Below are 23,846 nucleotides of genomic sequence, written 5' to 3'. Positions count from 1 at the left end.
GTAGTCTGTCTAGAGATTTATTCGTTCGCACGAGGAGTACACATGGAAGTCTGGCCCGGATCGGCATACCCCCTGGGAGCCACTTTTAACGGCACTGGCACGAACTTTGCGCTGTTCAGCGAAAGGGCCGACAAGGTGGAACTGTGCCTCTTCGACGACAAGGGCGCGGAAACCCGGATCGAGCTCCTCGAAGTGGACGGCTACGTCTGGCACTGCTACCTGCCGCACATCCAGCCGGGACAGAAGTACGGATACCGCGTCCACGGAGCCTACGATCCCGACTCCGGAAACCGGTTCAATCCGAACAAGCTGCTGCTGGATCCCTACGCAAAGGCCGTGCACGGCCAGATCGACTGGGACCCCGCCCTGTTCTCCTACAACATGGGCGATCCCGATTCCCGCAACGACGCCGATTCCGCCCCGCACATGATGATGGGCGTGGTGATCAACCCCTTCTTCGACTGGGACGGCGACCACCTGCCCCGTGTCCCGTACCACAAGTCCGTGATCTACGAGGCCCACGTCAAGGGCCTGACGCAGCTGCACCCCGAGGTGCCGGAGGACCAGCGCGGCACCTACGCCGGCGTCGCCCACCCTTCCGTCATCTCCCACCTGCAGAAGCTGGGAGTCACGGCGATCGAGCTGATGCCGGTGCACCAGTTCGTCAACGACGGCATCCTGGAAGACAAGGGACTCAACAACTACTGGGGCTACAACACCATCGGTTTCTTTGCCCCGCACAACAGCTACAGCTCCACCGGTGACACCGGAATGCAGGTCCAGGACTTCAAGGCCATGGTCCGCTCGCTGCACCAGGCCGGCATCGAAGTGATCCTCGACGTCGTGTACAACCACACTGCAGAAGGCAACCACCTGGGCCCCACCCTGTCCTTCAAGGGCATCGACAACGCCGCCTACTACCGTCTCATGGACGGCGACGAGAAGCACTACATGGACTACACGGGCACCGGCAACTCGCTCAACGTCCGCCACCCCCACTCCCTGCAGCTCTTGATGGATTCCCTGCGTTACTGGGTCACGGAAATGCACGTGGACGGCTTCCGATTCGACCTCGCCTCCACCCTGGCGCGCGAATTCTATGACGTTGACAAGCTGTCCACCTTCTTCGAACTCATCCAGCAGGACCCGGTAGTGTCCCAGGTCAAGCTGATCGCCGAGCCGTGGGACGTTGGCCCCGGCGGCTACCAGGTGGGCAACTTCCCGCCGCAGTGGACGGAATGGAACGGCAAGTACCGCGACACCGTCCGCGACTTCTGGCGCGGAGAGCCGGCAACGCTCGGCGAATTCGCCTCCAGGATCACCGGCTCCGCCGATCTCTACGAGCACTCCGGCCGCCGTCCGGTCGCCTCGATCAACTTCGTCACCGCCCATGACGGCTTCACCCTGCAGGACCTGGTGTCCTACAACGAGAAGCACAATGAAGCCAACGGGGAAGACAACAACGACGGCGAATCGCACAACCGCTCGTGGAACTGCGGCGCCGAAGGCCCCACCGACGATCCCAAGGTACTGGGCCTCCGCGCCCGGCAGCAGCGCAACTTCATCGCGTCGCTGCTGCTCTCGCAGGGTGTGCCCATGATCCTGCACGGCGACGAACTGGGCCGCACCCAGCAAGGCAACAACAACGGCTACTGCCAGGACTCCGAACTGACCTGGATCAACTGGGACAACGTGGACCAGCCGCTGGTGGAATTCACGGCTGCCGTGAACGCCCTCCGGCACAAGCACCCCACCTTCCGGCGCAGCCGCTTCTTCGACGGCAGGCCGGTCCTCCGCGGCGAGGGCGAACGGCTTCCGGACATTGAATGGCTGGACGTTGACGGCTCCACCATGAAGCCCGAAGACTGGGACAGCGGCTTCGGCCGCTCGGTGGGCATGTTCCTCAACGGCGACGGAATCCGCGGCCGGGACGAACGCGGCCGCCGCATCACCGACGTCAACTTCGTGCTCTACTTCAACGCGCACGACGACGAAGTGAAGTTCACGCTGCCGTCCGACGAATACGCTCCCGCCTGGGACATCATCATCGACACCGCGGGACACAACGCCGACACCGAACCGGTTGAAGCCGGAGACGCACTGCCCGTTGCCGCCAAGTCCCTCGTGGTACTCCGCGCCCACAGCGTTCCGGAGACCGAACCGGACCACTCGGTGGCGGCATCGTTGGCGGCGCTGTCGCAGACCAGCACCAGCGAGACCGAGTCGCTGACCACCCCGGCCCTCCCCGAACCCTCGCAGACCAGGAGGATAAAGGCGAAGGGCAAGGATTCATGAAGACACCGGTCTCCACCTACCGGCTCCAGATCCGCCCCTCCTTTACCCTCCAGGACGCTGCGGCCCAGGTCCCCTACCTGAAGTCGCTGGGCGTGGACTGGATCTACCTGTCCCCGATCCTGACGGCTGAGAAGGGGTCGGACCACGGGTACGACGTCACGGACCCGTCCACGGTGGACCCCGACCGTGGCGGGCCCGAAGGTCTCGACGCGGTGTCCCGGGCTGCCCGGGCCGCCGGCATGGGCGTGCTCGTGGACATTGTGCCCAACCATGTCGGGGTGGCGTCGCCTTACCAGAACCCCTGGTGGTGGTCCCTCCTCAAGGAAGGACGGAAGTCCCGTTATGCGGAAGCGTTCGACGTCGACTGGGACTTTGCCGGCGGACGCATCCGGCTCCCTGTGCTGGGGAGCGACGACGAACTGGACAAGCTGGAAGTCCGCGAGGGCGAGCTCCGCTACTACGACCACCGGTTCCCGCTGGCGGACGGCAGCTACACCGAAGGGGACGACCCCCGCGACGTCCACGCCCGCCAGAACTACGAACTGGTGGGCTGGCGCCGCGCGGACAACGAGCTCAACTACCGCCGCTTTTTCGCCGTCAACACGCTGGCCGGAATCCGGGTGGAAGTCCCCCGGGTGTTCGACGAAGCCCATGCCGAAGTGGTCCGCTGGTTCCGCGAAGGGCTGGCGGACGGGCTCCGGATCGACCACCCGGACGGGCTGGCCGACCCGGAGGGCTACCTGCGGCGGCTCCGCGAAGCGACCGGCGGCAGGTACCTGCTGATCGAGAAGATCCTGGAACCAGGGGAGGAGCTGCCGGCTTCCTTTGAGTGCGAAGGCACCACCGGCTACGACGCCTTGGCGGACGTGGACCGGCTCTTCGTGGACCCTTCGGCGCAGGCGCCCCTTGACCGGCTCGACGGCAGGCTCCGCGGCGGAGAACCGGCGGACTACGAGGAGATGATCCGCGGAACCAAGCGCCGGATCACCGACGGCATCCTGCACTCGGAGGTCCTTCGGCTGGCGCGGCTTCTTCCGGCCGGAACAGTTTTGGATGGTGAGCAGGCCGCTGATGCGATCTCCGAGATCATCGCCGCCTTCCCCGTGTACCGGACGTACCTCCCGTACGGCGAGGAAGTCCTCAAGGAAGCCTGCAGCCTGGCTACGCGTAACCGGCCCGACCTCGCACCTGCGGTGGACCTGCTGCAGCCGCTGCTGCTGGATGCCGGTTCGGCGCTGGCGCAGCGCTTCCAGCAGACCTCCGGCATGGTGATGGCCAAGGGTGTGGAGGACACCGCGTTCTTCCGCTACACCCGGCTGGGCACCCTGACCGAGGTGGGTGCCGATCCCACCGAGTTCGCCATTGACCCGGCGGAATTCCACCACCGGATGGCGCGGCGCGAAGCCGAACTGCCGCTGTCCATGACCACGCTCAGCACCCACGACACCAAGCGCAGCGAGGACACCCGGGCACGGATTTCCGTGATCTCCGAGTTCGCGACCGAATGGGAGCAGGTTCTGGCCAAGCTGCAGGAACTGGCCCCATTGCCTGACGGGCCGTTGGCCAGCCTGCTGTGGCAGGCCATCGCCGGGGCGTGGCCTGCCTCCCGGGAACGCCTGCAGCAATACGCCACCAAGGCCGCCCGCGAGGCCGGCAATTCCACCGACTGGCTGGACCCGAACGAGGCCTTCGAGCAGAAACTGGCTGCCGCCGTCGACGCCGCGTTCGACAACCCGGAAGTGCGTGCGGAACTGGAGGCCTTTGTGGCTCTCCTGGAACCTTACGGCGCCGCGAACGCGCTGTCCGCGAAACTGGTGCAGCTGACCATGCCCGGCGTCCCCGACGTGTACCAGGGCACCGAGTTCTGGGACCGCTCGCTCACTGATCCGGACAACCGCCGTACCGTCGACTTTGCCGCGCGGCAGCGGGCGCTGAACGCGCTCGACGCCGGCGAGCGTCCGGCGTCGTACCGGGACGACTCCGCCAAGCTGATGGTGACCTCACGGGCGCTCAGGCTGCGGCGGGACCGGCCTGAGCTCTTCACGGGCTACACGGCAATCACCGCTTCCGGGCCGGCCGCGGAGCACGTGGTGGCATTCAGTCGCGGCGCCGGTGAGTCTGCCGGCGCCCTGACGCTGGCCACCAGGCTGCCGCGCAGGCTGGAACAGTCCGGCGGCTGGCAGGACACGTCGGTGGAGCTCCCGGCAGCCGTGACAGACGAACTGACGGGCAACAGCTTCGGGCCCGGGCCGGTCCGCGTTGCGGAAATCCTGGCCGGCTACCCCGTTGCACTGCTCGTTCCTCCAGCTGCTCCTGCCACCCACGGATCGGAGAACCACTGATGACGATGCCCGCGAGCGGAAGCGGACGCTTCGACATCTGGGCCCCCGATGTCACCGCCATCACCTTGCTGGCTGACGGCACGGCGTACCCCATGAGCCAGCGCGACGGGGGCTGGTGGACGGCCCCGGACGCCCCGGCTGACGGGGACGTGTTCTACGGTTACCTGCCGGGGACGGAAACCACCCCGGTGCCGGACCCCCGGTCCCGCCGCCAGCCTGAGGGCGTCCACTCCCTGTCCCGTACCTTCGACCCGTCCGCCCATGAGTGGGCGGACGGGGACTGGGTAGGGCGGGAGCTCCGGGGTGCCGTCATCTACGAACTGCACATCGGCACCTTCACGCCCGAAGGAACGCTGGAGGCTGCAGCCGGAAAGCTTGGCTACCTCAAGGACCTCGGCGTCGACTTCGTGGAGCTCCTGCCGGTCAACGGCTTCAACGGCACCCACAACTGGGGCTACGACGGAGTCCTCTGGTACACCGTCCATGAGGGCTACGGCGGCCCGGCGGCGTACCAGCGCTTCGTGGACGCCGCCCACGGCGCAGGCCTGGGCGTCATCCAGGACGTGGTGTACAACCACCTTGGTCCCAGCGGGAACTATCTTCCCAAGTTCGGGCCCTACCTGAAGTCGGGGGAAGGCAACACCTGGGGTGACTCGGTCAACCTGGACGGGAACGGATCCGACGAGGTCCGCCGCTACATCCTCGACAACGCAGCCATGTGGCTCCGGGACTACCACGTTGACGGGCTGCGGATCGACGCCGTGCACGCCTTCAAGGACGAGCGCGCGGTCCACCTCCTCGAGGAATTCGGTGCCCTGGGTGACGGGGTGGCCGCGGAAACCGGCCGGCCGATCACCATGATCGCGGAGTCGGACCTCAACAACCCGCGCCTGCTGTACCCCCGCGATGTCAACGGTTACGGGCTGGAGGGCCAGTGGAGCGACGACTTCCACCACGCCGTCCACGTGAACATCAGCGGCGAGACCGAAGGGTACTACAGCGACTTCGACTCACTGGGCGCCCTGGCCAAGGTCCTGCGCGAGGGCTTCTTCCACGACGGCAGCTACTCCAGCTTCCGCGGCCGGCACCACGGACGGCCCATCAACACGTCGCTCGTGCACCCCGCCGCCCTGGTGGTGTGCAGCCAGAACCACGACCAGATCGGCAACCGCGCCACGGGCGACAGGCTCTCCCAGTCGCTGTCCTACGGCCAGCTGGCACTGGCCGCTGTCCTCACTCTGACGTCGCCCTTCACCCCCATGCTCTTTATGGGGGAGGAATACGGTGCCACCACGCCCTGGCAGTTCTTCACCTCCCACCCGGAGCCGGAGCTGGGCAAGGCGACGGCGGAAGGCCGCATCAAGGAGTTCGAGCGCATGGGGTGGGATCCCGCCGTCGTGCCCGACCCCCAGGATCCGGAGACCTTCAACCGGTCGAAACTGAACTGGGCCGAGGCCGCCGAGGGTGACCATGCCCGCCTCCTGGACCTCTACCGTGCGCTGACCGCGCTGCGCCGGACCACTCCGGAACTGGCCGGCCTGGAATTCACGGACACCGTGGTGGACTACAGCGAGGACGAGCGCTGGCTGCGGTTCCGGCGCGGCGACGTTCAAGTGGCCCTGAACTTCTCGGAGCAGGCGGTCAAGGTCGGGGAGACTGCGGGCTCGGTGCTGCTCGCCACCGATGAGGCTACGGCTTTGGACGGCGGGTCGCTGGTGCTGGCTCCGTGGAGCGCGGCCATCCTGAAGGGCTAACGCGCTTCTGTTGCCGATTGTTCGTTGTTGTGCCGCGGGCTGTCTATGGACTGTTTCTGTCAGCCCGCGGCGTAACAACGGACTTGTTGGCTGTAGCGTGCATCACAGCTGGCAGGATTGCAGGTATGACTTATTCTGCAGCGGACAACCGCTATGAATCCATGCCCTACCGCCGCGTGGGACGCAGCGGCCTCAAACTTCCGGCCATTTCCCTTGGCCTTTGGCACAACTTCGGCGACGACAAACGCTTCGATGAGCAGCGCGCCATCCTCCGCCGCGCCTTCGACCTCGGCGTCAACCACTTTGACCTGGCCAACAACTACGGCCCGCCGGACGGCTCGGCGGAAACGAATTTCGGCCGCCACCTGCAGGACGACTTCAAGCCGTACCGCGACGAGCTGGTCATCTCCACCAAGGCCGGCTACTACATGTGGCCGGGCCCGTACGGCGAGTGGGGATCCCGCAAATACCTGATCTCCAGCCTGGACCAGTCGCTGCAGCGCATGGGCCTGGACTACGTGGACATCTTCTACAGCCACCGCCCCGATCCGGAAACCCCCATGGAGGAAACCATGGGGGCGCTGGACTACGCCGTACGCTCCGGCAAGGCCCTGTACGCGGGCATCTCCTCGTACACCCCCGAGCAGACCCTCGAGGCCGCCCGGATCCTGAAGGAGCTCGGCACCCCGCTGCTCATCCACCAGCCCAGCTACTCGATGCTGAACCGCTGGACCGAGAACGGCGCCCCCAACCTGTACGAGGCGCTGGACCAGGTGGGCGCAGGTTCCATTGCGTTCTCCCCGCTCGCCCAGGGCATGCTGACGGACCGCTACCTGAACGGCATCCCGGCCGATTCGCGTGCCGCCAAGGAACGGTTCCTGTCTGAGTCGGCCCTCACCGAGGACAAGCTGGACAGGGTCCGCGGGCTTAGCAAGATCGCCGCCGGCCGCGGGCAGTCGCTGGCTCAGATGGCCATCGCCTGGATCCTCCGCGACCAGCCCAAGGGGTCGCCTGTAACGTCCGCGCTGGTGGGCGCGTCCAGCGTCAAGCAGCTGGAAGACACGCTGTCCGCCATCAACAACCTGGCGTTCTCCCAGGAGGAGCTGAAAGCGATCGACGAGTTCGCCGTCGAGTCCGACATCAACCTCTGGGCCCAGAAGTAGCGCCCGCCTAACTGAGCCGCGCCTAACACAGCCGCGAATAACAAAGGCGCGCGTAACAGAGCCGCCGGGGCCGGCCGGGAACAACTCCGGCCCCGGCGGCGTTGGCTACAATGCAAGGGCGCCCAATGGCGCCGTGCCCATCAGCCGCCGTCGCACATCAGAGTGCAGCCGCGCCGGGCACTGAAGTTTGTTCTCAAAGGAGTTCCGTGTCTTCAAATCCGATTCGTGTCGCCATTGTTGGCGTAGGTAACTGCGCTGCTTCCCTGGTCCAGGGTGTCCATTACTACCGGGATGCCGACCCCCAGGCCACGATCCCCGGTCTGATGCACGTGGAGTTCGGCAAGTACCACGTCAATGACGTTGAATTCGTGGCAGCCTTCGATGTGGACGGCAAGAAGGTCGGCGTCGACCTCGCCGACGCCATCCTGGCCAGCGAAAACAACACCATCAAGATCGCCGACGTTCCCCCCACCGGTGTAACGGTCCAGCGCGGCCACACCCTGGACGGCCTCGGCAAGTACTACCTCGAGACCATCGAGCAGTCCCCAGCAGAGCCGGTCGACGTTGTCCAGGCCCTCAAGGACGCCAAGGTCGACGTGATGGTCTGCTACCTGCCCGTTGGTTCGCAGGAAGCCGCCGAGTTCTACGCCCAGGCTGCAATCGATGCGGGCGTGGCCTTCGTCAACGCCCTGCCGGTGTTTTTGGCCGGCACCAAGGAGTGGGCCGACAAGTTCACCGCCGCCGGTGTTCCGATCGTGGGCGACGACATCAAGAGCCAGATCGGTGCCACCATCACACACCGCGTCATGGCCAAGCTGTTCGAAGACCGCGGCGTCACGCTGGACCGCACCTACCAGCTCAACGTCGGCGGCAACATGGACTTCAAGAACATGCTGGAGCGCGACCGCCTCGAGTCCAAGAAGATTTCCAAGACCCAGGCCGTCACCTCCAACGTCGAAGCCGAACTGGCTGCCAAGGACGTGCACATCGGCCCGTCCGACTACGTCCAGTGGCTCGATGACCGCAAGTGGGCCTTCGTCCGCCTCGAAGGCCGCAACTTCGGCGACGCCCCGGTGTCGCTGGAATACAAGCTGGAGGTCTGGGACTCACCCAACTCCGCCGGCGTGATCATCGACGCCATCCGTGCGGCCAAGATCGGCCTGGACCGCGGCATTGGCGGCCCGCTGCTCTCCGCGTCCAGCTACTTCATGAAGTCCCCGCCGGAGCAGTTCAACGACGACCTCGCCCGTGAAAAGGTCGAGGCCTTCATCCGCGGAGACCTGGAGCGCTAAGCACGTTCCTCCGCCCGGTGACGCTCTCTCACTTTTGGTGGGTTTTGGCGCGGCGCTCTCTCACTCTTGGTGGGGGAGCGCCGTGCTTTAAGCGTCCTGTTCGTACCGTCGGATCGCGTGGCTGGCCTGGGCAAGGGCCAGGAGCCTTAGCAATAGCTGGCTGTGCATGTGCATGCCGACGGCGGCCGTGAGAATAAGCTCATCGACGCTGTCCGGGGCCGTCGTGGCCGCAATGTCGACCCCGGCGACGTCGTCCATGGCCTTGCTGTAAGTGTCCAGGAGCTCGCCGGGCACCCGGATGTTGACGCTCTCCATCAGCTCCAGATGGGCATTCAGTGCGTTCCGGGCGTCACTTGGGGAATCGGGCCAGCCCCTGAGACGCACGACGGCGTCAGCCGGCCGAGTGCCGACCTCGCCACTAACCGTGGCGTAGGAGTCCAACTCAAGCACCACGCGCTGAACCGCCGCCAAGAGCTCAAGGCGCGAGGCGCCGTCGTCGGCCATTCTGAGGATGCCGCGAATCTGTTCGATGTTCAGTCCGACTATCCGGCGGAGCGCCTGGATCAAATCGAGGCGCTCGACGTGCTGCGCTGAATATTGAGCGCGCGTTGCGTGGACGGCCGCTCCCGGCGGCAGGAGGCCCTCGCGCAAGTAGTACTTGATGCTTGCGGCCGAGACTCCCGACTGCTCGCTCAATTCCTTCAGCTGCATTCCGGACATCCTTCCTGCGAGGGCCGGAAGCCATTGGATAGCAGACCCGGCACCAACTATCCTGATGTACACGCATTGGATAGTGGCTCTATCCTAAAGCCATGGAGCACTGGAATGTACTGCTTGTCAGCCATGTCATTGCCGCGCTGTTCGTCCTCGTCATCGGCCCCTTTCAAATCTTCCGAAGCCGCCGTGACCGCATCCACCGCACCATGGGCTACCTGTGGGTGGCCGCCATGTACTACGTCTGCGTCAGTAGTTTCTGGATTGTGACTGCCGGACATTTCACCTGGCTGCACGGGCTGTCGGCGTTCACCATCGTGACGGTGTCCCTTGGCCTCGTCAGCGCCATCCGCCGCAACATCCCATCGCACTTGGGCAACATGATCGGGAGCTACATCGGCATTGCAGTGGCGTTCGTCTTTGCCGTTGCCGTGCCGGGAAGGTCCATTCCGCGGCTCCTCGCCGAGGACCCGGGCACCGCGGCATATGTTGCCGGTCTGGTGGTCCTGAGTGTGGTGGTCATGTTCGTTTCGCTCAAGCGCGGCGGCCGTGCGGGTAAGGCGGCCCCGTCGAAGGATGGAACGCTCTCTCACTCCCTGCGTGCTTAGAACCGACCCTCTCTCACTTTCGGTGGGTTTGGGCGCGACGCTCTCTCACCCGACGTCAGCGAAACCGGCTGCCTGGGGGTGATCCAGCCACGCGGTTCGCAGCGTCCGCTTAATCTTTCCGATGGCGCGCTGGAAGCCGTCTGCAAGATCATCCTTGTCGAATATCAGGACAGTCCAACCGGCCGATTCGAAGGCCTTGTTTCGCCGCCGGTCACTAAAGGACTGGGCGTCAAGAAGGTGATGTTCGCCGTCGTACTGGATGGCGACCCGCCGGCACCGATAGCCGAGATCAGCGCTTGGGGACACGGCGTCAGCATCACGCAATGACAACTGCAGATCCGGTTCGGGAAGACCGGCATCGGCCATGGCCAGCCGGAGCAGGGATTCGGGGGCAGAGTCGGCGCCGACCCGCATGAGATCCAACGCTTCGCGGGCACGCACGACACCCTGCAGGTTTGGGTGGCGGCCTACCAGAGCACGGAGTCCGTCCAGGGTGTCATAGGGCTGGGTCCGATTCTCGAAGGGCTCCCGCGGGATGCGGATCAGCTGGTCGCCCATGCACACCAGTTCATTTACTGACAGTTGCCGCGCCAGATCGAGCCAGGTCCGCGACCTGGTGCTGATGCTGATGCCGTCGATCGACTCGATTTCATCCTCCCGGGCCAAGACGGTATGACCGACTACGCCCTTGCGGCGCACTGAGGGCAGAGACCGAGGTTTGCTCAAATGCAGCTCCGTTGAGTCGGCCAGCCAAGGCGGCAGCAGCTGGCACCGCAGCCGTGCTGCGGTGACATGGGAGATCCATGCGCCGGGAGATGCGGCAGACAGCGCCCGCGCCGCCGCTTCCAGTTCAAAACTCCAGTTCGAGGGGCGGTAGAGTCCGCGCCCAACATGGACCACGTCTTTTCGTCGCAGCCTGTCCGCTGATACTCCAGCGGCCCGCGCCGAGTCCACTGTGAACGGAGCGGTTGCCAACAGCCCAGGCAAATTGTTGCGCTTACTCATGCTGGCATTGTGTCCTGGAAGTCGATATTGCCGCAGAAGATATCCACAAGTGGTCCCCGGGCGCCGGGAAGTGCGAGAGGGTTTGGGGAAAGGCGCCGGGAAGTGCGAGAGGGTTTGGGGAAAGGCGCCGGGAAGTGAGAGAGGGTTTGGGGAAAGGCGCCGGGAAGTGAGAGAGCGTTTGGGGAAAGGCGCCGGGAAGTGAGAGAGGGTTTAGAAGAGGCCGAGGGGCTTACCCGTATCGTCCACGTCCATCCGCAGGGCTGCCGGGACCTTCGGCAGTCCGGGCATGGTCATCACCGCGCCCGTCAGCGCCACGATGAAACCGGCCCCGGTCTTGGGAATGAGGTCCCGCACATGGACCGTGAACCCTTTAGGCGCACCCAGCCGGGTGGCGTCGTCGCTGAACGAGTACTGCGTTTTGGCCATGCACACTGGCATGCCCGCCCAGCCGTTCTTCTCGATTTCGGCCAGGCGCTTGAGCGCGGGGACGGAGAAGTCCACGCCGTCTGCCCCGTACATTTCCTGCACGATGGTGCGGATCTTGTCCTCCACGGACAGCTCCAGCGGATACAGGTGCCGGAAACTGTGCGGAGCATCCAGCGCGGCAAGCACCTTGGCCGCGAGGTCGTCGCCGCCGTCCCCGCCCCCGCCGCGGCCCCAGACGTCCGCCACAGCAGCCTGCACACCTTCGCCGGCGCACCATTCCAGCAGCCAGTCGAGCTCCTCCTCGGTATCCGTGGTGAACTTGTTGACGGCAACCACGGGAGTGATTCCGAACTTCTCGACGTTGCGGATGTGCCGCCGGAGGTTGGCCGTGCCGGCCGCCAGCGCCTCCGCGTTGGGCTCCTTCAGCCGGTCCTTGGCCACCCCGCCGTGCATCTTCAGTGCGCGGACGGTTGCCACGAGCACGACGGCGGACGGAGCCACGTCTGCCACCCTCGCCTTGATGTCCATGAACTTTTCAGCCCCCAGGTCGGCGCCGAAGCCGGCTTCGGTGACCACGATGTCCGCGAGCCGGCGGGCGGTCTGGGTGGCGATCAGTGAGTTGCAGCCGTGCGCGATGTTGGCGAACGGCCCGCCGTGCACTAACGCCGGAGTGCCGGCGATGGTCTGCACGAGGTTGGGCTTCAGGGCATCCTTCAGCAGCATGGTGAGTGCACCCTGGACGCCCAGGTCCGCCACCGTGACGGGCTCACGGTCATAGGTGTAGCCGAAGGTGATGCGGCCCAGCCTGGCACGGAGATCGGCAATGTCCGTGGCCAGGCAGAAGACGGCCATGATCTCGGACGCCGCGGTGATGTCGAAGCTGTCCTGCCGTGGTGTCCCCTGGGACGGGCCGCCCAAACCGATCACCACTTCGCGGAGCGAGCGGTCGTTCATGTCCAGGACCCGCTTGAAAGTCATCCGGCGGGGATCGATGTTGAGCTCGTTGCCCTGGAAAATATGGTTGTCCACCAGGGCCATGAGCGCGTTGTTCGCCGAGGTGATGGCGTGGAAGTCCCCGGTGAAGTGCAGGTTGATTTCCTCCATCGGGAGCACCTGCGAGTAGCCGCCGCCGGTTGCTCCGCCCTTCATGCCAAGGACGGGCCCCAGGGACGGCTCACGCAGCGCGATCACCACCTTCTTGCCCGCCCGCGCCAGGGAATCCGCCAGGCCCACGGTGGTGGTGGACTTTCCCTCGCCCGCAGGTGTGGGGGACATCGCCGAAACCAGCACCACCTTGCCCGGCAGCCGGTCGGGCGCCCCTCCCGGCACCAGTAGCTTCGCCGGATCGATCTTTGCCTTGTACCGGCCGTGGAGTTCCAGGGCATCGGTGCTGATGCCGGCCGCGGCGGCGATTTCCTCGATGGGCCGCATGGTGGCGCGCTGGGCGATTTCCAGGTCACTCATGACGTTGTTGTCAGACATCGTTGTCCTTCAGTTCGTGGCTGCAGGCAAAGCCGTTCGGGGGTCCCTCCCGGCACTCCCGGCTAAGGCGTGTGGCCCGCCGGAATTCTGTGATTATCAATGTACTGGTCGACGGCGGCGTGGTAGCTTTCCAGCGTGATCGCGGCGGTTCGCTGCCAGCCGAAGCCCTGGGCCTGCACGGCTGCCGCGCGGCCCATGTCCTCCCGCGTGGCGGGGTCGTCGTAGAGCGCCTCCAGCACATCGGCCCAGTCTGCGGCTTTGTGGCCGTCCACCAGCAGCCCGGTCCGTCCCTCGAAGATGGCCCGGGATAGTCCGCCCACGCGGGTTGCCACCACGGGTGTCCCGCAGGCCTGGGCTTCCAGCGCCACCAGCCCGAAGGACTCGCTGTACGAGGGCATCACCACGACGTCCGCCGAGCGGAACCAGTTGGCAAGCGCAGGTGCGTTCACCGGCGGATGGTGCGTGACGACGTCGTCCATTCCGGCGTCGCTGATCAGCGATTTCAGGTCGAAGTCCTTGGCCCCGCTGAGGGCGCCCAAAATGGTGACCTGCAGGTCGATGTCCGGGCGGCGGGAGCGGAGCAAGGCTGCTGCCTTGACGAGGATCTGCGGGCCTTTGAGCCGCTGGATCCGGCCGGCGAAGAGCAGATGGAACTTGCCGGCGGGCACACCGAGCCGTGCGCGGGAACGGGTCCGGAAGGCCGGGGTGAACACTGTCAGGTCCACGCCCGGGGGAGCGACGTCGATGTGGTCGAAGTCTGCATTGTAATGGGAGACAAGCTCGGCGGCTTCGGCCGGGGTGTTGGCGATCAGCCGGGTGGCGCCGTCGACAATCCGGTGTTCGCCGTCCTCGCGCCGCCGCGGTTCGGGTGTCTCGCCGGAGTGCAGGAGCAGGTTCTTGACCTTGGCCATCGTGTGCATGGTGTGCACCAGCGGCACCCCCCACAGCCGCGAAAGCTCCAGCCCGGCGACGCCGGAGACCCAGTAGTGCGAATGGATGAGGTCGTACCGGCCGTGCGGCTGGCGCTGCCGGATCCGCTCAACTTCCTCCACCATGCTGTGCAGCAGCTCCGGTAGTTCCTCCTTGGGCAGCTTCCGCGGCGGGCCCGAGATCACATTGTGAACGCACACCCCGGGGTCCGGGTGTTCGACGGCGGGCTGCCCCGACGACGTGGACCGCGTGAAGATTTCCACTTCCACACCGCTGGCGGCCAGCGCCGACGCGAGCGCCCGCACGTACACGTTCATGCCGCCGGCGTCACCGGAACCGGGCTGTTCCATGGGCGAGGTGTGCAGGGAGAGGAATGCGACACGGCGGATCAGAGTCACGGCTCTCCCTTCGGCTGGCGGAACTGCATCCGATAAAACAGTACTCCTGAAGTGCCCCGGCCTTCACAGTGGACCGCATGCCGTGCGGCCCTTCTGAACACCAGCCGCAGCCCTCCTGATAACGTGGCGGCTGTGAGCCCAACCGCAGACGCAACCGCAGACTCAGCCGGCACCGCAACCGGTATCGAAATCCGCCCGGCCACCGCGGCCGACTGGCCCGGCATGTGGACGATCCTGGAACCCGTCATCCGGGCCGGCGACACCTTCACCTGGGACCGCGGCACCACGGAGGACGAAGCCCGGACCCGTTGGTTCAAGGACGCTCCGGGCCAGGCATTCGTGGCTGTCCAGGACGGTGTAGTGCTGGGCACCGGTGAGCTGCACGCCAACCAGGGCGGAGGAGGCAGCCACGTGGCCAACGCCGGCTACATGGTCCACCCGGACCACGCCGGCAAGGGGCTGGCCAAGGCGCTCTGCGCTTACTCCCTGGACGCGGCCCGCGCGGCCGGCTTCCGCGCCATGCAGTTCAACGCCGTGGTGGAGAGCAACGTCCGCGCGGTGTCGGCCTGGCAGGGCATGGGGTTCGAAGTCCTGACCACCATCCCGGAGGCTTTCAACCACCCGACGCTGGGCTACGTGGGCCTCAAGGTGATGTACCGCAAGCTGTAGGACCCGCCGCTTTCCGGGCTTCCCGGTTTCAGGATCCGGTGCGCCACAGGCGCCGGAGCGCGGGGAAGGCCGCCTCGTACCCGTCCAACAGTTCGACGGCGAGCTCCCCGGAATCGATGAGCGGGTGGAGCGCGAACGCCCGGACGGCGTCGTCACGGCGGCCGCGCACCGCCGCGGACACCGTCAGCCGCTCCACCTCCTTGACCCGCTGCATGAGAGCCAGTTGGGCGTCCGCCGGACGGTCCTGCGGCACCGGCACCGCGCCGTCGGACGTCACCACGCAGGGAACCTCGACGACGGCGTCCGCCGGCAGCCCGGGAACCGCACCGGCGTTCGGGGTGTTCAGGATCAGCTCGGCGGCCCTGCCGCCCGTCCCGCCGGACAGGGCACGCATCACACCGAGGGCAACGCGCTCGTATCCGCCGCCGGCGAGGTCGTCCTCGTCACGCTGTTCGCCGGCCTCGCGCGCCTCGGCCAGGTAGCCTTCTTCGCGCGAGCGGCGGGCCGCGTCCCACAGTTCGTAGGCCCGGGACCCGGCGGCGGCCAGCGCGGGGTACAGCCCGGACTGCTGTTCGTGGATCGATTCGCCGCGGGTCTGACGCATGGTGCGGATGGCACCGACGGCCCGCTGCGTGTCGTAGTAGTAATACAGGTACTCGTTGGGCAGGCAGCCCAGGGACTGGAGGAACGGCTGTGGAAAGAGCCTGCCCTCCTCGAAGCCGGACAGCGCCTGCGCGTCCGCCAGCAGTCCGGGAAGCAGATCCTGACCGCCGGACTCCAGCCGGTACAGCCAGCCCAGATGGTTGAGCCCGTAGTAGCCCACGCCGTCGAGCTTTCCCTCAGGCAGCGGGGCGCCGGCCGCCCGGGCCGCCCGGTGAACCAGAGCGCCGGCCGAATCGCAGATGCCGATCACCCTGCTGCCCAGCACCGGGACCAGCGCCTGGGTGACCATTCCGGCGGGGTTGGTGAAGTTGACCAGCCAGGCTTCCGGGCAGCGCCGCTTCATTTCGCGGGCCAGTTCCAGCATCCCGGGGATGGACCGCAGCGCGTAGGAGATTCCGCCGGCGCCCGTGGTTTCCTGGCCCAGGAGGCCGAGGCCGAGGGGCACACGTTCGTCGGCTATCCGGCCCGCCGTTCCGCCCGGGCGGATGGCAGCGAACACCATGTCGGTGCCGTCAAGGCCATCGGCCAGCGAGGTGGTGGTGCTGACCGCAGGGCCGGGGTGGCCGGATGAAGGAGCCCCGCCGGAAGGACCCATCGATGACAGGACCGCCTTGATGGCGGCCAGCCGCAGGGGATCGACGTCGAAGAGCACAAGCTCGCGCACCAGCCCTGCGAAGGGGCTGGACGTGAGCGCCCGGTACACCAGCGGGACACGGAACCCGCCGCCACCGGCAATCATGAGCCGCATACCACGCAGTCTATTCGGCCACCGGGCGCACGCCTCGCGGTGCGCCGCGGCGGGGCACTTTGCAGGGGTGGCGCGAGGGCGTAGTCTGCCGAACATGGACGCGATACCAGAGCGCCGGTTCGACCCGCTCGCCGCCGTCCGCACGCCCGCGGACGGGAGCTTCGATCTGCTCCTGACCGGGACGGTTTTCCAGGACATCATCTTCACCGGCCTACCCCACGCGCCTGAGCCGGGGACCGAGATCTGGAGCGAGGGCATGGGCAGTTGCCCCGGCGGTGTGGCCAACCAGGCCATCGCCGCCGCGCGCCTGGGCCTGCGCACCGGACTGGCGGCCGCCTTCGGTGACGACGGCTATGGGGACTACAACTGGAAGATCCTGGCCGCCCAGGAGCACGTGGACCTGTCCCTCTCCAAGCGCATCCCCGGCTGGCACTCACCCGTGACGGTCTCGCTCAGCGTTCAGCACGACCGCTCCATGGTGACCCACGGCCACCCTGCACCGGTCACCTCATCGGAACTGATCGGCACACCGCCCGCCGCGCTCGCCGCCGTCGCCGACCTGGACGAGGAACTGGCCCCGTGGGCCATTGCCGCCAACAGCGCGGGGGTAAAACTTTTTGGCGACGTCGGCTGGGACGCCACCGGCAAATGGTCCTCCGCCCGGCTGGACAACCTGCAGTATTTCCATGCATTCATGCCCAACCAGCGCGAGGCCATGGCCTTCACCGGCCGGGACACACCATGGGCGGCACTGTATGCGCTCGCTGACCGGGTTCCGGTGGCCGTGGTGACCCTGGGGCCGCAGGGTGCCATGGCCGTGGACTCCGAGACGGGCGAGGAGGAATGGGTGCCGTCCCTGCCGGTCTCTGCCTATGACCCCACCGGTGCAGGCGACTGCTTCGGCGCGGCCTTCATCGTGGGCAGCCTGGCGTGCTGGCCGCTCGCTGACCGGCTCCGGTTCGCCAACCTGTGCGCGTCCCTGGCGGTCCAGGAAGTGGGCGGTTCCCTGGCAGCGCCCGGCTGGGGCGACATCGCCGACTGGTGGAAGCGGGCCAACGCCAGGCCGGAACGGCAGAGCAGCCAGTGGCTGCGGCGCTTCAGCTTCCTGGAGGAAATCGTGCGCGACGTTCCCCCGCAGGCATTGCGCCGGGCCACTGCCACGATCGCCCACCTCTCCGACGCGTAGGGCGTATCTCCTGGACGAGCGGCGAGCCGGGGCTCAGCCCGGGGTGAGGACGCAGAACTCGTTGCCCTCCGGGTCGGCGAGGCACACCCATGGCACATCGCCCTGGCCGACGTCGGCATCAGCGGCACCCAGGGCCCGCAGCCGGGCCACCTCTGCCGCCTGATCGTCACCGGGATACGGCATCAGGTCGAGATGGACACGGTTCCATACGGTCTCCACGCCGGACGTGCGAAGTAATTCCAGGTACGGCCCGACACCCTTGGCCGAACGCAGCCTCGCATGATCGTCGGTCAGCTCATGCAGGGTCCAGTCCGTAGCCTCGCTCCAGAACCGGGCCATGGCCCGCGGATCCGCGCAGTTGACCACCACTGTGGCGATGGGCCCGGTGTCCCGGTAGATCGGTCGCGGCTCCAGCACACAGAACACATTGCCCTCCGGGTCGGCCAGAACCGTCCACGGCACATCGCCCTGGCCCACGTCGGCGGGCGTGGCACCCAGCGCCAACAGGTGCGCGACCAGCTCCTTGTGATGGGCTGCAGAGGTGGTGGCGAGATCAAGATGCGCGCGGTATTTCACTGTCTCGGGGTCCGGGACGCTGACCACATCGACGCAGACGGCGGCGGCGTCCGGCCAGGTGAAGCCCACGGGTTCAACATTGGTCACACCGGGCCCCTCGCTGGAAACGCCCCAGCCGAGCGCCTCCGCCCAAAACCGGCCGAGGGCTGAGTCATTCCGGGCCTTGAAATTCACTTGAACAAGTCGCAGTGCCATACCGCACGACCCTATACCCGGGTGACGGAGCCGACAGTGGAGGCACGCCTGGCCAAATTAAGCCACCCGCCGCGGCGCCACTAGAATCACTAGGGTGACCTACCCAGCAGCAACCGGCGACTTCCGGCCCGTCCCGGACTCAGCGCCAGGCTCCGCCAGTGAAAGCCCCGCCAGCGAGCGTTCAGCAGTGATCGACCTGGACGCCATCCGGCACAACGTCCGCCACCTGGCAGCCGTTGCCTCACCGGCGCAGGTCATGGCCGTGGTGAAAGCGGATGCCTACGGGCACGGTGCCGTTCCGGTGGCCCGGGCAGCGCTCGACGCCGGGGCGCAGTGGCTCGGCGTTGCGCACATCTCCGAGGCGCTTGCCCTGCGCGCCGCCGGCATTGAGGCGCCGCTTCTCGCGTGGCTGCATACGCCGGACAGCAACTTCGGTGCCGCCGTCGCCGCCGGAATCGACATCGGCTGCTCCGGCTGGGAACTGGAGAAGATTGTCCTGGCGGCCCGCGAGCAGGAACGGCCGGCACGGGTCCACCTGAAGGTGGACACCGGCCTGGGCCGCAACGGCGCGACGCTGGAAGCCTGGGACAGCCTGGTGGGCGAAGCGATGGAATACCAGGACGAAGGCCTTCTCCGTGTGGTGGGTATCTTCTCCCACCTTGCTGTGGCGGACGAACCGGACCGCCCGGAAACGGACCAGCAGCTGCAGGCCTTCCGCGAAGTCCTGGCCATCGCCGAGGACGCCGGAGTGGACCCCGAAGTCCGCCACCTGGCCAACACCCCGGCCACGCTTTCCCGCCCCGACACACACTTCGACCTGGTCCGGGTGGGCCTGGGTATCTACGGGCTATCACCGTTTGACGGCCAGTCGCCGGCCGAACTGGGGCTGCGCCCGGCCATGACCGTCCGCACCAAGGTGTCGCACTGCAAGGACGTCCCGGCAGGCCAGGGTGTTTCCTACGGACTCAACTACCGCACCTCCGGCACCAGCACCCTGGGACTGATCCCGCTTGGATACGCCGACGGCGTGCCGCGCGTTGCCACCGGCGGCCCCGTCCGGGTGGAGGGCCGGAACTACCCGGTGGTGGGCAGGATCGCCATGGACCAGATGGTGATCGACCTGGGACCCCGCGGCTTGGCATCCGGCGGACCCAGCCTGCTGGGTGCCGAGGCGGTCCTCTTCGGCGACGGCGCCGACGGCGGCCCGACGGCGGACGACTGGGCCCGCGCCGCCGGCACCATCAACTACGAGATCGTGACGCGGATCAGCCCGCGCGTCCCGAGGCGGTACGTCAACGAAAATCCGGCAGACCGGCCGGGTGCATCACGATGAGCGATCCGCAGTGGGAGCTGTCCCTCTCGGTGCAGACCGCCGAGGAAACCCATGCCCTGGCGGCCGCCCTTGGTGCCGTTCTTGAGGCCGGCGACCTGGTGGTCCTGACGGGCGAGCTCGGCGCCGGGAAGACCACCTTCACCCAGGGGCTCGGCGAGGGCCTGGGTGTCCGGGCCGGCATCATTTCGCCCACGTTCGTCCTGGTCCGCATCCATCCCAATCTTCCGGACGGGCCGCATCCCGGCGGACCAGACCTGGTGCACGTTGATGCGTACCGGCTCGAAAGCGCCGCCGAAATCGATGACATCGACCTCGAAAACACGCTCGACAGCACCGTAACGGTGGTGGAGTGGGGCCGCGGACGCGTGGAGCACCTTAGCGACAGCCTGCTCGACGTCGAACTGCACCGGCCGCTGGTGAGCTCACCAGACTCCGAGGACGGTGTGCTGGACTTCGATACGGACGACGACGACGAACCCCGCACCATCGTGATCCGCGGCTTCGGCCCGCGCTGGGCTGAGCAGCCCCTGCTGCCTGCCGCCTTGAAAGGGAATGACTGATGCTGATCCTTGCCATCGACACGTCAGCCGTGGCCAGTGCCGCCCTGGTTTCGGACGATGCGCCCGAAGGGGTGCTGGCGAGTTTCTCCACCGAGGACACCCGCAGCCATGCCGAAGTGCTGGCTCCGGGCATCGGCGACATGCTCGCCGACGCAGGGGTGACGGGTGCGGACATCGACGCGATTGTGGCCGGTGTTGGCCCGGGGCCGTTCACGGGGCTGCGGTCCGGGATTGCCACCGCACGGACCCTGTCCTATGTGTGGGGCAAACCCCTGTACGGCCTGATGAGCCTGGACGCCATGGCGCTGGAGGTGGCTGAATCGACATCAGCAGTGCCGGAATTCCTGGTGGCAACGGATGCCCGGCGCAAAGAGGTGTACTGGGCCCGCTATTCACTCGCCGACGGCCAGCTGCCCCTGCTGGTTGACGGCCCGCACGTGGGGTTCGCGGCCGGGCTGCCCGACCTGCCGGCCTACGGAGCCGGCGCAGGCATCTACGAGGATGTCCTCCGTGCTGATCCGGACTTCAGCTCGGAGCAGCCCGACGCCCTTTACCTGGGCCAGTTCGCACTGGCACGGCTGGCCGCGGGGGAGCAACTGCCGGACTCCACCCCGTTGTACCTCCGCGAGTCCGACGCCCAGGTCCCGGGCCTCCGGAAGCGTGCGCTGTGAACGGGACGGCAGGAATCACCGGAGTGGTCCCGAACGGCGTGACATTGCGGGCCATGAGCGGTGCGGATATCCCTGCGGTGCACACCCTCGAATGCAGGTTGTTCCCGGTGGATGCCTGGCCGCTCCAGATGTTCCATGACGAACTGGCACAGGCCGAAACCCGCCACTACCTGGTGGCCGAGGCTGCCGGCGAAATCGTGGGCTACGCCGGTCTGATGTGCATCGAACCGATCGCGGACGTGCAGACCATCGCCGTCGTGCCGGAGTGTGAAGGCAGGGGGATCGGCTCGGCCCTGCTGACCGAGCTCATCGCCGAAAGCCGGCGGCGCCGGGCGGCGGACGTGCTGCTGGAAGTCAGGGCGGACAACCCCCGGGCCCAGCAGCTTTACCGCCGCTTCGGCTTCGAACAGATCCACGTCCGCCCACGGTATTACCGGGACGGGGTGGACGCCCTGATCATGCGCCTCCAACTCCCGGACTCCGGCCTTCTGGCAGGACCGGAGTCCACTAATGCGACCCCCGACCACTTGACGGCCACGGAGGCAGACACACCATGAACCGAACGCAACCCCTCGTCCTGGGCATCGAATCCTCCTGCGATGAGACAGGCGTGGGAATCGTGCGCGGAACGGCCCTGCTCAGCAACACAGTGTCCTCCTCCATGGAGGAACACGTCCGCTTCGGCGGGGTTATCCCCGAGATCGCGTCGCGCGCACACCTGGACGCCTTCGTGCCCACGTTGCAGGCGTCCCTCGCAGAGGCCGGAGTAAGACTCGACGACGTCGACGCGATCGCCGTCACCTCCGGTCCGGGCCTGGCCGGGGCGCTGATGGTGGGCGTGTGCGCCGCGAAGGCGCTCGCTGTGGCCACCGGCAAGCCGCTGTATGCCATCAACCACCTGGTGGCCCATGTCGGCGTCGGCCTCTTGCAGGCGGGGAACAGCCTGCCGGAGAACATCTTGCCTGAGAATTTGGGCGCCCTCCTGGTGTCCGGCGGCCACACCGAAATCCTCCGGATCAGGAGCATCACCGACGACGTCGAGCTGCTGGGTTCCACCATCGACGACGCCGCCGGGGAAGCTTACGACAAGGTGGCCCGGCTTCTGGGCCTCGGCTACCCGGGCGGACCGGCCATCGACAAACTTGCCCGGACCGGCAACGCCAAGGCCATCCGGTTCCCGCGCGGGCTGACGCAGCCCAAATACATGGGCACCGCGGACGAACCCGGCCCGCACCGCTACGACTGGTCGTTCAGCGGACTGAAGACCGCCGTCGCCCGCTGCGTGGAACAGTTTGAAGCCCGCGGCGAGGAGGTCCCGGTCGCGGACGTCGCGGCCGCGTTCCAGGAGGCTGTGGTGGACGTGATCACGTCCAAGGCGGTGCTTGCCTGCCGGGAATACGGCATCACCGAGCTGCTGCTGGGCGGCGGAGTTGCCGCGAACTCACGGCTGCGCCAGCTCACCGAGCAGCGGTGCAGTGCGGCCGGGATCCGGCTGACCGTCCCGCCGCTGGATCTGTGCACGGATAACGGTGCCATGGTGGCCGCCCTCGGGGCCCAGCTGGTCATGGCCGGCATCGAGCCCAGTGGCATCAGTTTCGCCCCGGATTCGTCCATGCCGGTCACGGCGGTATCGCTTCCCGCCTAAAACCCCTCAAGGGGCAACGCAGGGGGATTCAGGCGGTGGGGCCGTTCCGCATCTGTTTGACGAGGTCCAGCACCACGGCCTGGAGGTTGCCGCCGTTTTCTGCCGCAACACGGCGCTGCCGCTGGTATCCGGCACCGCGGCTGATGATCTTTTCGACGTCGGCAAGCTCGTCCGAGCAGCCGAGTTTCGCGGCCACGGGCGCGAGCCGGTTCAGCGTTTCGAGCAGGTGCTCGGTGACCAGCCGCTCGTTGCCCTGGGCGTCGAGGATGATGATCGCATCGAGGCCGTACCGGGCCGCACGCCACTTGTTTTCCTGGAGGTGCCAGGGCGGCATGGTGGGAATGGTGCCGCCGTTGTCCAGGATGGTGGAGAATTCGTCCACCAGGCACTGGGTCAGGGCCGCGATTGCGCCGACTTCCTCCAGAGTGGCCAGGCCGTCGCAGATGCGCATCTCGATGGTGCCCAGGTTGGGGACCGGGCGGATGTCCCAGCGGATCTCCGAGATGGTGTCGATCACTCCGGTGGTGAACATGTCCTGGACATAGGATTCGTAGTCTGCCCAGGTGGAGAACTGGAACGGCAGGCCCGCGGTAGGCAGCTGCTGGAACATGAGCGCGCGGTGGGACGCGTAGCCGGTGTCCTCGCCGCCCCAGAAGGGACTCGAGGCTGAGAGCGCCTGGAAATGGGGGAAGTAGTTCAGCAGTCCGTCCAGCACCGGCAGGACCTTGTCGCGGCTGTCCAGGCCCACGTGGACGTGTACGCCGTAGATCACCATCTGGCGCCCCCACCACTGGGTGCGGTCGATGAGCTTGGCATACCGTGCTTTGTCCGTGACCGGCTGCAGCTGCGGAGGGCTGAAAGGATGGCTTCCGGCACAGAAGAGCTCGACACCCATGGGATCGGTGACTTCCCGCACGGCGGCGAGCGAACTGCTGAGGTCCGCCTTGGCCTGCGCCACCGTCTCGCAGATACCGGTGACGAGCTCCACCGTGTTCAGCAGGAGTTCCTGTTTGATGTGTGGGTGTTCGTCGTCCTCGTTGAGCTCGGGATGGTTGGCGGCCACACCGCGGAGCACCTCATTGGCTACCGAGGCCAGTTCGCCGGTCTGGGCATTGACCAGTGCGAGCTCCCATTCCACACCAAGAGTTGATTGCCTGGATGAAGCGAAATCAATCTTCATGTGGTCCCTTC

20 protein-coding genes are annotated in these 23,846 nt (G+C 66.7%); 13 read left to right on the top strand and 7 right to left on the bottom strand.

The annotated features are described in order from the left end of the window. The first annotated feature begins 42 nt into the window (after positions 1-42). The 5 genes from glgX to ASF98_RS02575 all read left to right on the top strand — a co-directional run bounded on the left by glgX (position 43) and on the right by ASF98_RS02575 (position 8,846). On the top strand, positions 43-2,295 hold the full coding sequence (gene glgX, locus ASF98_RS02595; protein ID WP_055797032.1) for a glycogen debranching protein GlgX: 2,253 nt from the start codon (positions 43-45) through the stop codon (positions 2,293-2,295). Next, positions 2,292-4,637: a malto-oligosyltrehalose synthase gene (treY, locus tag ASF98_RS02590; protein WP_055797029.1), complete on the top strand. Its 2,346-nt coding sequence runs from the start codon at positions 2,292-2,294 to the stop codon at positions 4,635-4,637. Before glgX ends, treY begins: the two co-directional genes overlap by 4 nt. Beyond that, complete coding sequence (treZ, locus tag ASF98_RS02585) at positions 4,637-6,391, top strand: malto-oligosyltrehalose trehalohydrolase (RefSeq protein ID WP_055797026.1); 1,755 nt, start codon at positions 4,637-4,639, stop codon at positions 6,389-6,391. Before treY ends, treZ begins: the two co-directional genes overlap by 1 nt. Before the next feature lie 125 nt (positions 6,392-6,516). Further along, positions 6,517-7,554, top strand: a complete 1,038-nt coding sequence (gene mgrA / locus ASF98_RS02580; RefSeq protein ID WP_055797024.1) for an L-glyceraldehyde 3-phosphate reductase — start codon at positions 6,517-6,519, stop codon at positions 7,552-7,554. Between the two features lie 206 nt (positions 7,555-7,760). After that, positions 7,761-8,846 carry an inositol-3-phosphate synthase gene (locus ASF98_RS02575; RefSeq protein WP_055797022.1) on the top strand — a complete coding sequence of 362 codons (1,086 nt, stop codon included), beginning with the start codon at positions 7,761-7,763 and terminating at the stop codon, positions 8,844-8,846. Between the two features lie 87 nt (positions 8,847-8,933). Here ASF98_RS02575 and ASF98_RS02570 read toward each other — a convergent pair whose 3' ends face one another. Next, positions 8,934-9,557, bottom strand: coding sequence for a MerR family transcriptional regulator (locus tag ASF98_RS02570; RefSeq protein ID WP_055797020.1), 624 nt, complete (start codon positions 9,555-9,557; stop codon positions 8,934-8,936). 101 nt (positions 9,558-9,658) lie between these two features. Here ASF98_RS02570 and ASF98_RS02565 point away from each other — a divergent pair, with 101 nt between their 5' ends. Then, positions 9,659-10,168: a DUF2306 domain-containing protein gene (locus ASF98_RS02565; protein ID WP_055797017.1), complete on the top strand. Its 510-nt coding sequence runs from the start codon at positions 9,659-9,661 to the stop codon at positions 10,166-10,168. Positions 10,169-10,213: 45 nt separating this feature from the next. Here ASF98_RS02565 and ASF98_RS02560 read toward each other — a convergent pair whose 3' ends face one another. The 3 genes from ASF98_RS02560 to mshA all read right to left on the bottom strand — a co-directional run bounded on the left by ASF98_RS02560 (position 10,214) and on the right by mshA (position 14,409). Continuing rightward, complete coding sequence (locus ASF98_RS02560) at positions 10,214-11,173, bottom strand: DUF559 domain-containing protein (RefSeq protein WP_055797016.1); 960 nt, start codon at positions 11,171-11,173, stop codon at positions 10,214-10,216. 210 nt (positions 11,174-11,383) lie between these two features. Next, positions 11,384-13,081 (bottom strand): formate--tetrahydrofolate ligase, encoded by a 1,698-nt coding sequence (locus ASF98_RS02555; protein ID WP_055797013.1) that lies wholly within the window; start codon positions 13,079-13,081, stop codon positions 11,384-11,386. 62 nt (positions 13,082-13,143) lie between these two features. Next, complete coding sequence (gene mshA, locus ASF98_RS02550; protein WP_055797010.1) at positions 13,144-14,409, bottom strand: D-inositol-3-phosphate glycosyltransferase; 1,266 nt, start codon at positions 14,407-14,409, stop codon at positions 13,144-13,146. Between the two features lie 132 nt (positions 14,410-14,541). Here mshA and ASF98_RS02545 point away from each other — a divergent pair, with 132 nt between their 5' ends. Beyond that, entirely contained in the window at positions 14,542-15,078 is a 537-nt protein-coding gene (locus tag ASF98_RS02545; RefSeq protein ID WP_200939279.1) for a GNAT family N-acetyltransferase, read from the top strand. Positions 15,079-15,106: 28 nt separating this feature from the next. Here the strand turns inward: ASF98_RS02545 and ASF98_RS02540 are convergent, their stop codons facing one another. Next, positions 15,107-16,489: a 6-phospho-beta-glucosidase gene (locus ASF98_RS02540; protein ID WP_055797008.1), complete on the bottom strand. Its 1,383-nt coding sequence runs from the start codon at positions 16,487-16,489 to the stop codon at positions 15,107-15,109. 94 nt (positions 16,490-16,583) lie between these two features. Between ASF98_RS02540 and ASF98_RS02535 the strand changes: the two genes are divergently transcribed. Further along, positions 16,584-17,675, top strand: a complete 1,092-nt coding sequence (locus ASF98_RS02535; RefSeq protein ID WP_055797006.1) for a PfkB family carbohydrate kinase — start codon at positions 16,584-16,586, stop codon at positions 17,673-17,675. A gap of 33 nt (positions 17,676-17,708) precedes the next feature. On the opposite strand, the gene ASF98_RS02530 is transcribed toward ASF98_RS02535, so the two are convergent. Then, the gene (locus tag ASF98_RS02530; RefSeq protein WP_055797000.1) at positions 17,709-18,446 is read right to left on the bottom strand and encodes a VOC family protein; all 738 of its coding nucleotides are present in this window, start codon (positions 18,444-18,446) and stop codon (positions 17,709-17,711) included. A 94-nt stretch (positions 18,447-18,540) separates the two neighbouring features. Here ASF98_RS02530 and alr point away from each other — a divergent pair, with 94 nt between their 5' ends. Genes alr through tsaD form a run of 5 tightly spaced genes read left to right on the top strand, consistent with a single transcriptional unit; the run spans position 18,541 to position 22,655 of the window. After that, positions 18,541-19,779 carry an alanine racemase gene (gene alr, locus ASF98_RS02525; protein ID WP_055796994.1) on the top strand — a complete coding sequence of 413 codons (1,239 nt, stop codon included), beginning with the start codon at positions 18,541-18,543 and terminating at the stop codon, positions 19,777-19,779. Continuing rightward, the gene (gene tsaE, locus ASF98_RS02520; protein ID WP_055796991.1) at positions 19,776-20,339 is read left to right on the top strand and encodes a tRNA (adenosine(37)-N6)-threonylcarbamoyltransferase complex ATPase subunit type 1 TsaE; all 564 of its coding nucleotides are present in this window, start codon (positions 19,776-19,778) and stop codon (positions 20,337-20,339) included. The genes alr and tsaE overlap by 4 nt, the downstream gene beginning before the upstream one ends. Further along, positions 20,339-21,010, top strand: a complete 672-nt coding sequence (tsaB, locus tag ASF98_RS02515) for a tRNA (adenosine(37)-N6)-threonylcarbamoyltransferase complex dimerization subunit type 1 TsaB (protein WP_055796989.1) — start codon at positions 20,339-20,341, stop codon at positions 21,008-21,010. Before tsaE ends, tsaB begins: the two co-directional genes overlap by 1 nt. Before the next feature lie 53 nt (positions 21,011-21,063). Next, a complete protein-coding gene (gene rimI / locus ASF98_RS02510) occupies positions 21,064-21,567 on the top strand; it encodes a ribosomal protein S18-alanine N-acetyltransferase (protein WP_055797303.1) in 504 nt (167 codons plus the stop codon). Next, positions 21,564-22,655, top strand: coding sequence for a tRNA (adenosine(37)-N6)-threonylcarbamoyltransferase complex transferase subunit TsaD (gene tsaD / locus ASF98_RS02505; RefSeq protein WP_055796986.1), 1,092 nt, complete (start codon positions 21,564-21,566; stop codon positions 22,653-22,655). Before rimI ends, tsaD begins: the two co-directional genes overlap by 4 nt. Before the next feature lie 28 nt (positions 22,656-22,683). On the opposite strand, the gene ASF98_RS02500 is transcribed toward tsaD, so the two are convergent. Then, positions 22,684-23,835: a glutamate--cysteine ligase gene (locus tag ASF98_RS02500; RefSeq protein WP_055796983.1), complete on the bottom strand. Its 1,152-nt coding sequence runs from the start codon at positions 23,833-23,835 to the stop codon at positions 22,684-22,686. Positions 23,836-23,846: the final 11 nt, after the last annotated feature.

The sequence above is a fragment of the Arthrobacter sp. Leaf337 genome (assembly GCF_001423745.1).
Taxonomy (GTDB): domain Bacteria; phylum Actinomycetota; class Actinomycetes; order Actinomycetales; family Micrococcaceae; genus Arthrobacter.
The sequence above is the reverse complement of the archived record's forward strand: the minus strand, read 5'-3'. Positions and strand labels throughout refer to the sequence as shown.

Excerpts from the sequence above, each read along its gene's own strand:
- glgX (WP_055797032.1), top strand. The coding sequence starts at position 43 with ATGGAAGTCTGGCCCGGATCGGCATACCCCCTGGGAGCCACTTTTAAC.
- treY (WP_055797029.1), top strand. The coding sequence starts at position 2,292 with ATGAAGACACCGGTCTCCACCTACCGGCTCCAGATCCGCCCCTCCTTT.
- treZ (WP_055797026.1), top strand. The coding sequence starts at position 4,637 with ATGACGATGCCCGCGAGCGGAAGCGGACGCTTCGACATCTGGGCCCCC.
- mgrA (WP_055797024.1), top strand. The coding sequence starts at position 6,517 with ATGACTTATTCTGCAGCGGACAACCGCTATGAATCCATGCCCTACCGC.
- ASF98_RS02570 (WP_055797020.1), bottom strand. The coding sequence starts at position 9,557 with ATGCAGCTGAAGGAATTGAGCGAGCAGTCGGGAGTCTCGGCCGCAAGC.
- ASF98_RS02565 (WP_055797017.1), top strand. The coding sequence starts at position 9,659 with ATGGAGCACTGGAATGTACTGCTTGTCAGCCATGTCATTGCCGCGCTG.
- ASF98_RS02560 (WP_055797016.1), bottom strand. The coding sequence starts at position 11,173 with ATGAGTAAGCGCAACAATTTGCCTGGGCTGTTGGCAACCGCTCCGTTC.
- ASF98_RS02555 (WP_055797013.1), bottom strand. The coding sequence starts at position 13,081 with ATGTCTGACAACAACGTCATGAGTGACCTGGAAATCGCCCAGCGCGCC.
- ASF98_RS02540 (WP_055797008.1), bottom strand. The coding sequence starts at position 16,489 with ATGCGGCTCATGATTGCCGGTGGCGGCGGGTTCCGTGTCCCGCTGGTG.
- ASF98_RS02535 (WP_055797006.1), top strand. The coding sequence starts at position 16,584 with ATGGACGCGATACCAGAGCGCCGGTTCGACCCGCTCGCCGCCGTCCGC.
- ASF98_RS02530 (WP_055797000.1), bottom strand. The coding sequence starts at position 18,446 with ATGGCACTGCGACTTGTTCAAGTGAATTTCAAGGCCCGGAATGACTCA.
- tsaE (WP_055796991.1), top strand. The coding sequence starts at position 19,776 with ATGAGCGATCCGCAGTGGGAGCTGTCCCTCTCGGTGCAGACCGCCGAG.
- tsaB (WP_055796989.1), top strand. The coding sequence starts at position 20,339 with ATGCTGATCCTTGCCATCGACACGTCAGCCGTGGCCAGTGCCGCCCTG.
- rimI (WP_055797303.1), top strand. The coding sequence starts at position 21,064 with ATGAGCGGTGCGGATATCCCTGCGGTGCACACCCTCGAATGCAGGTTG.
- tsaD (WP_055796986.1), top strand. The coding sequence starts at position 21,564 with ATGAACCGAACGCAACCCCTCGTCCTGGGCATCGAATCCTCCTGCGAT.
- ASF98_RS02500 (WP_055796983.1), bottom strand. The coding sequence starts at position 23,835 with ATGAAGATTGATTTCGCTTCATCCAGGCAATCAACTCTTGGTGTGGAA.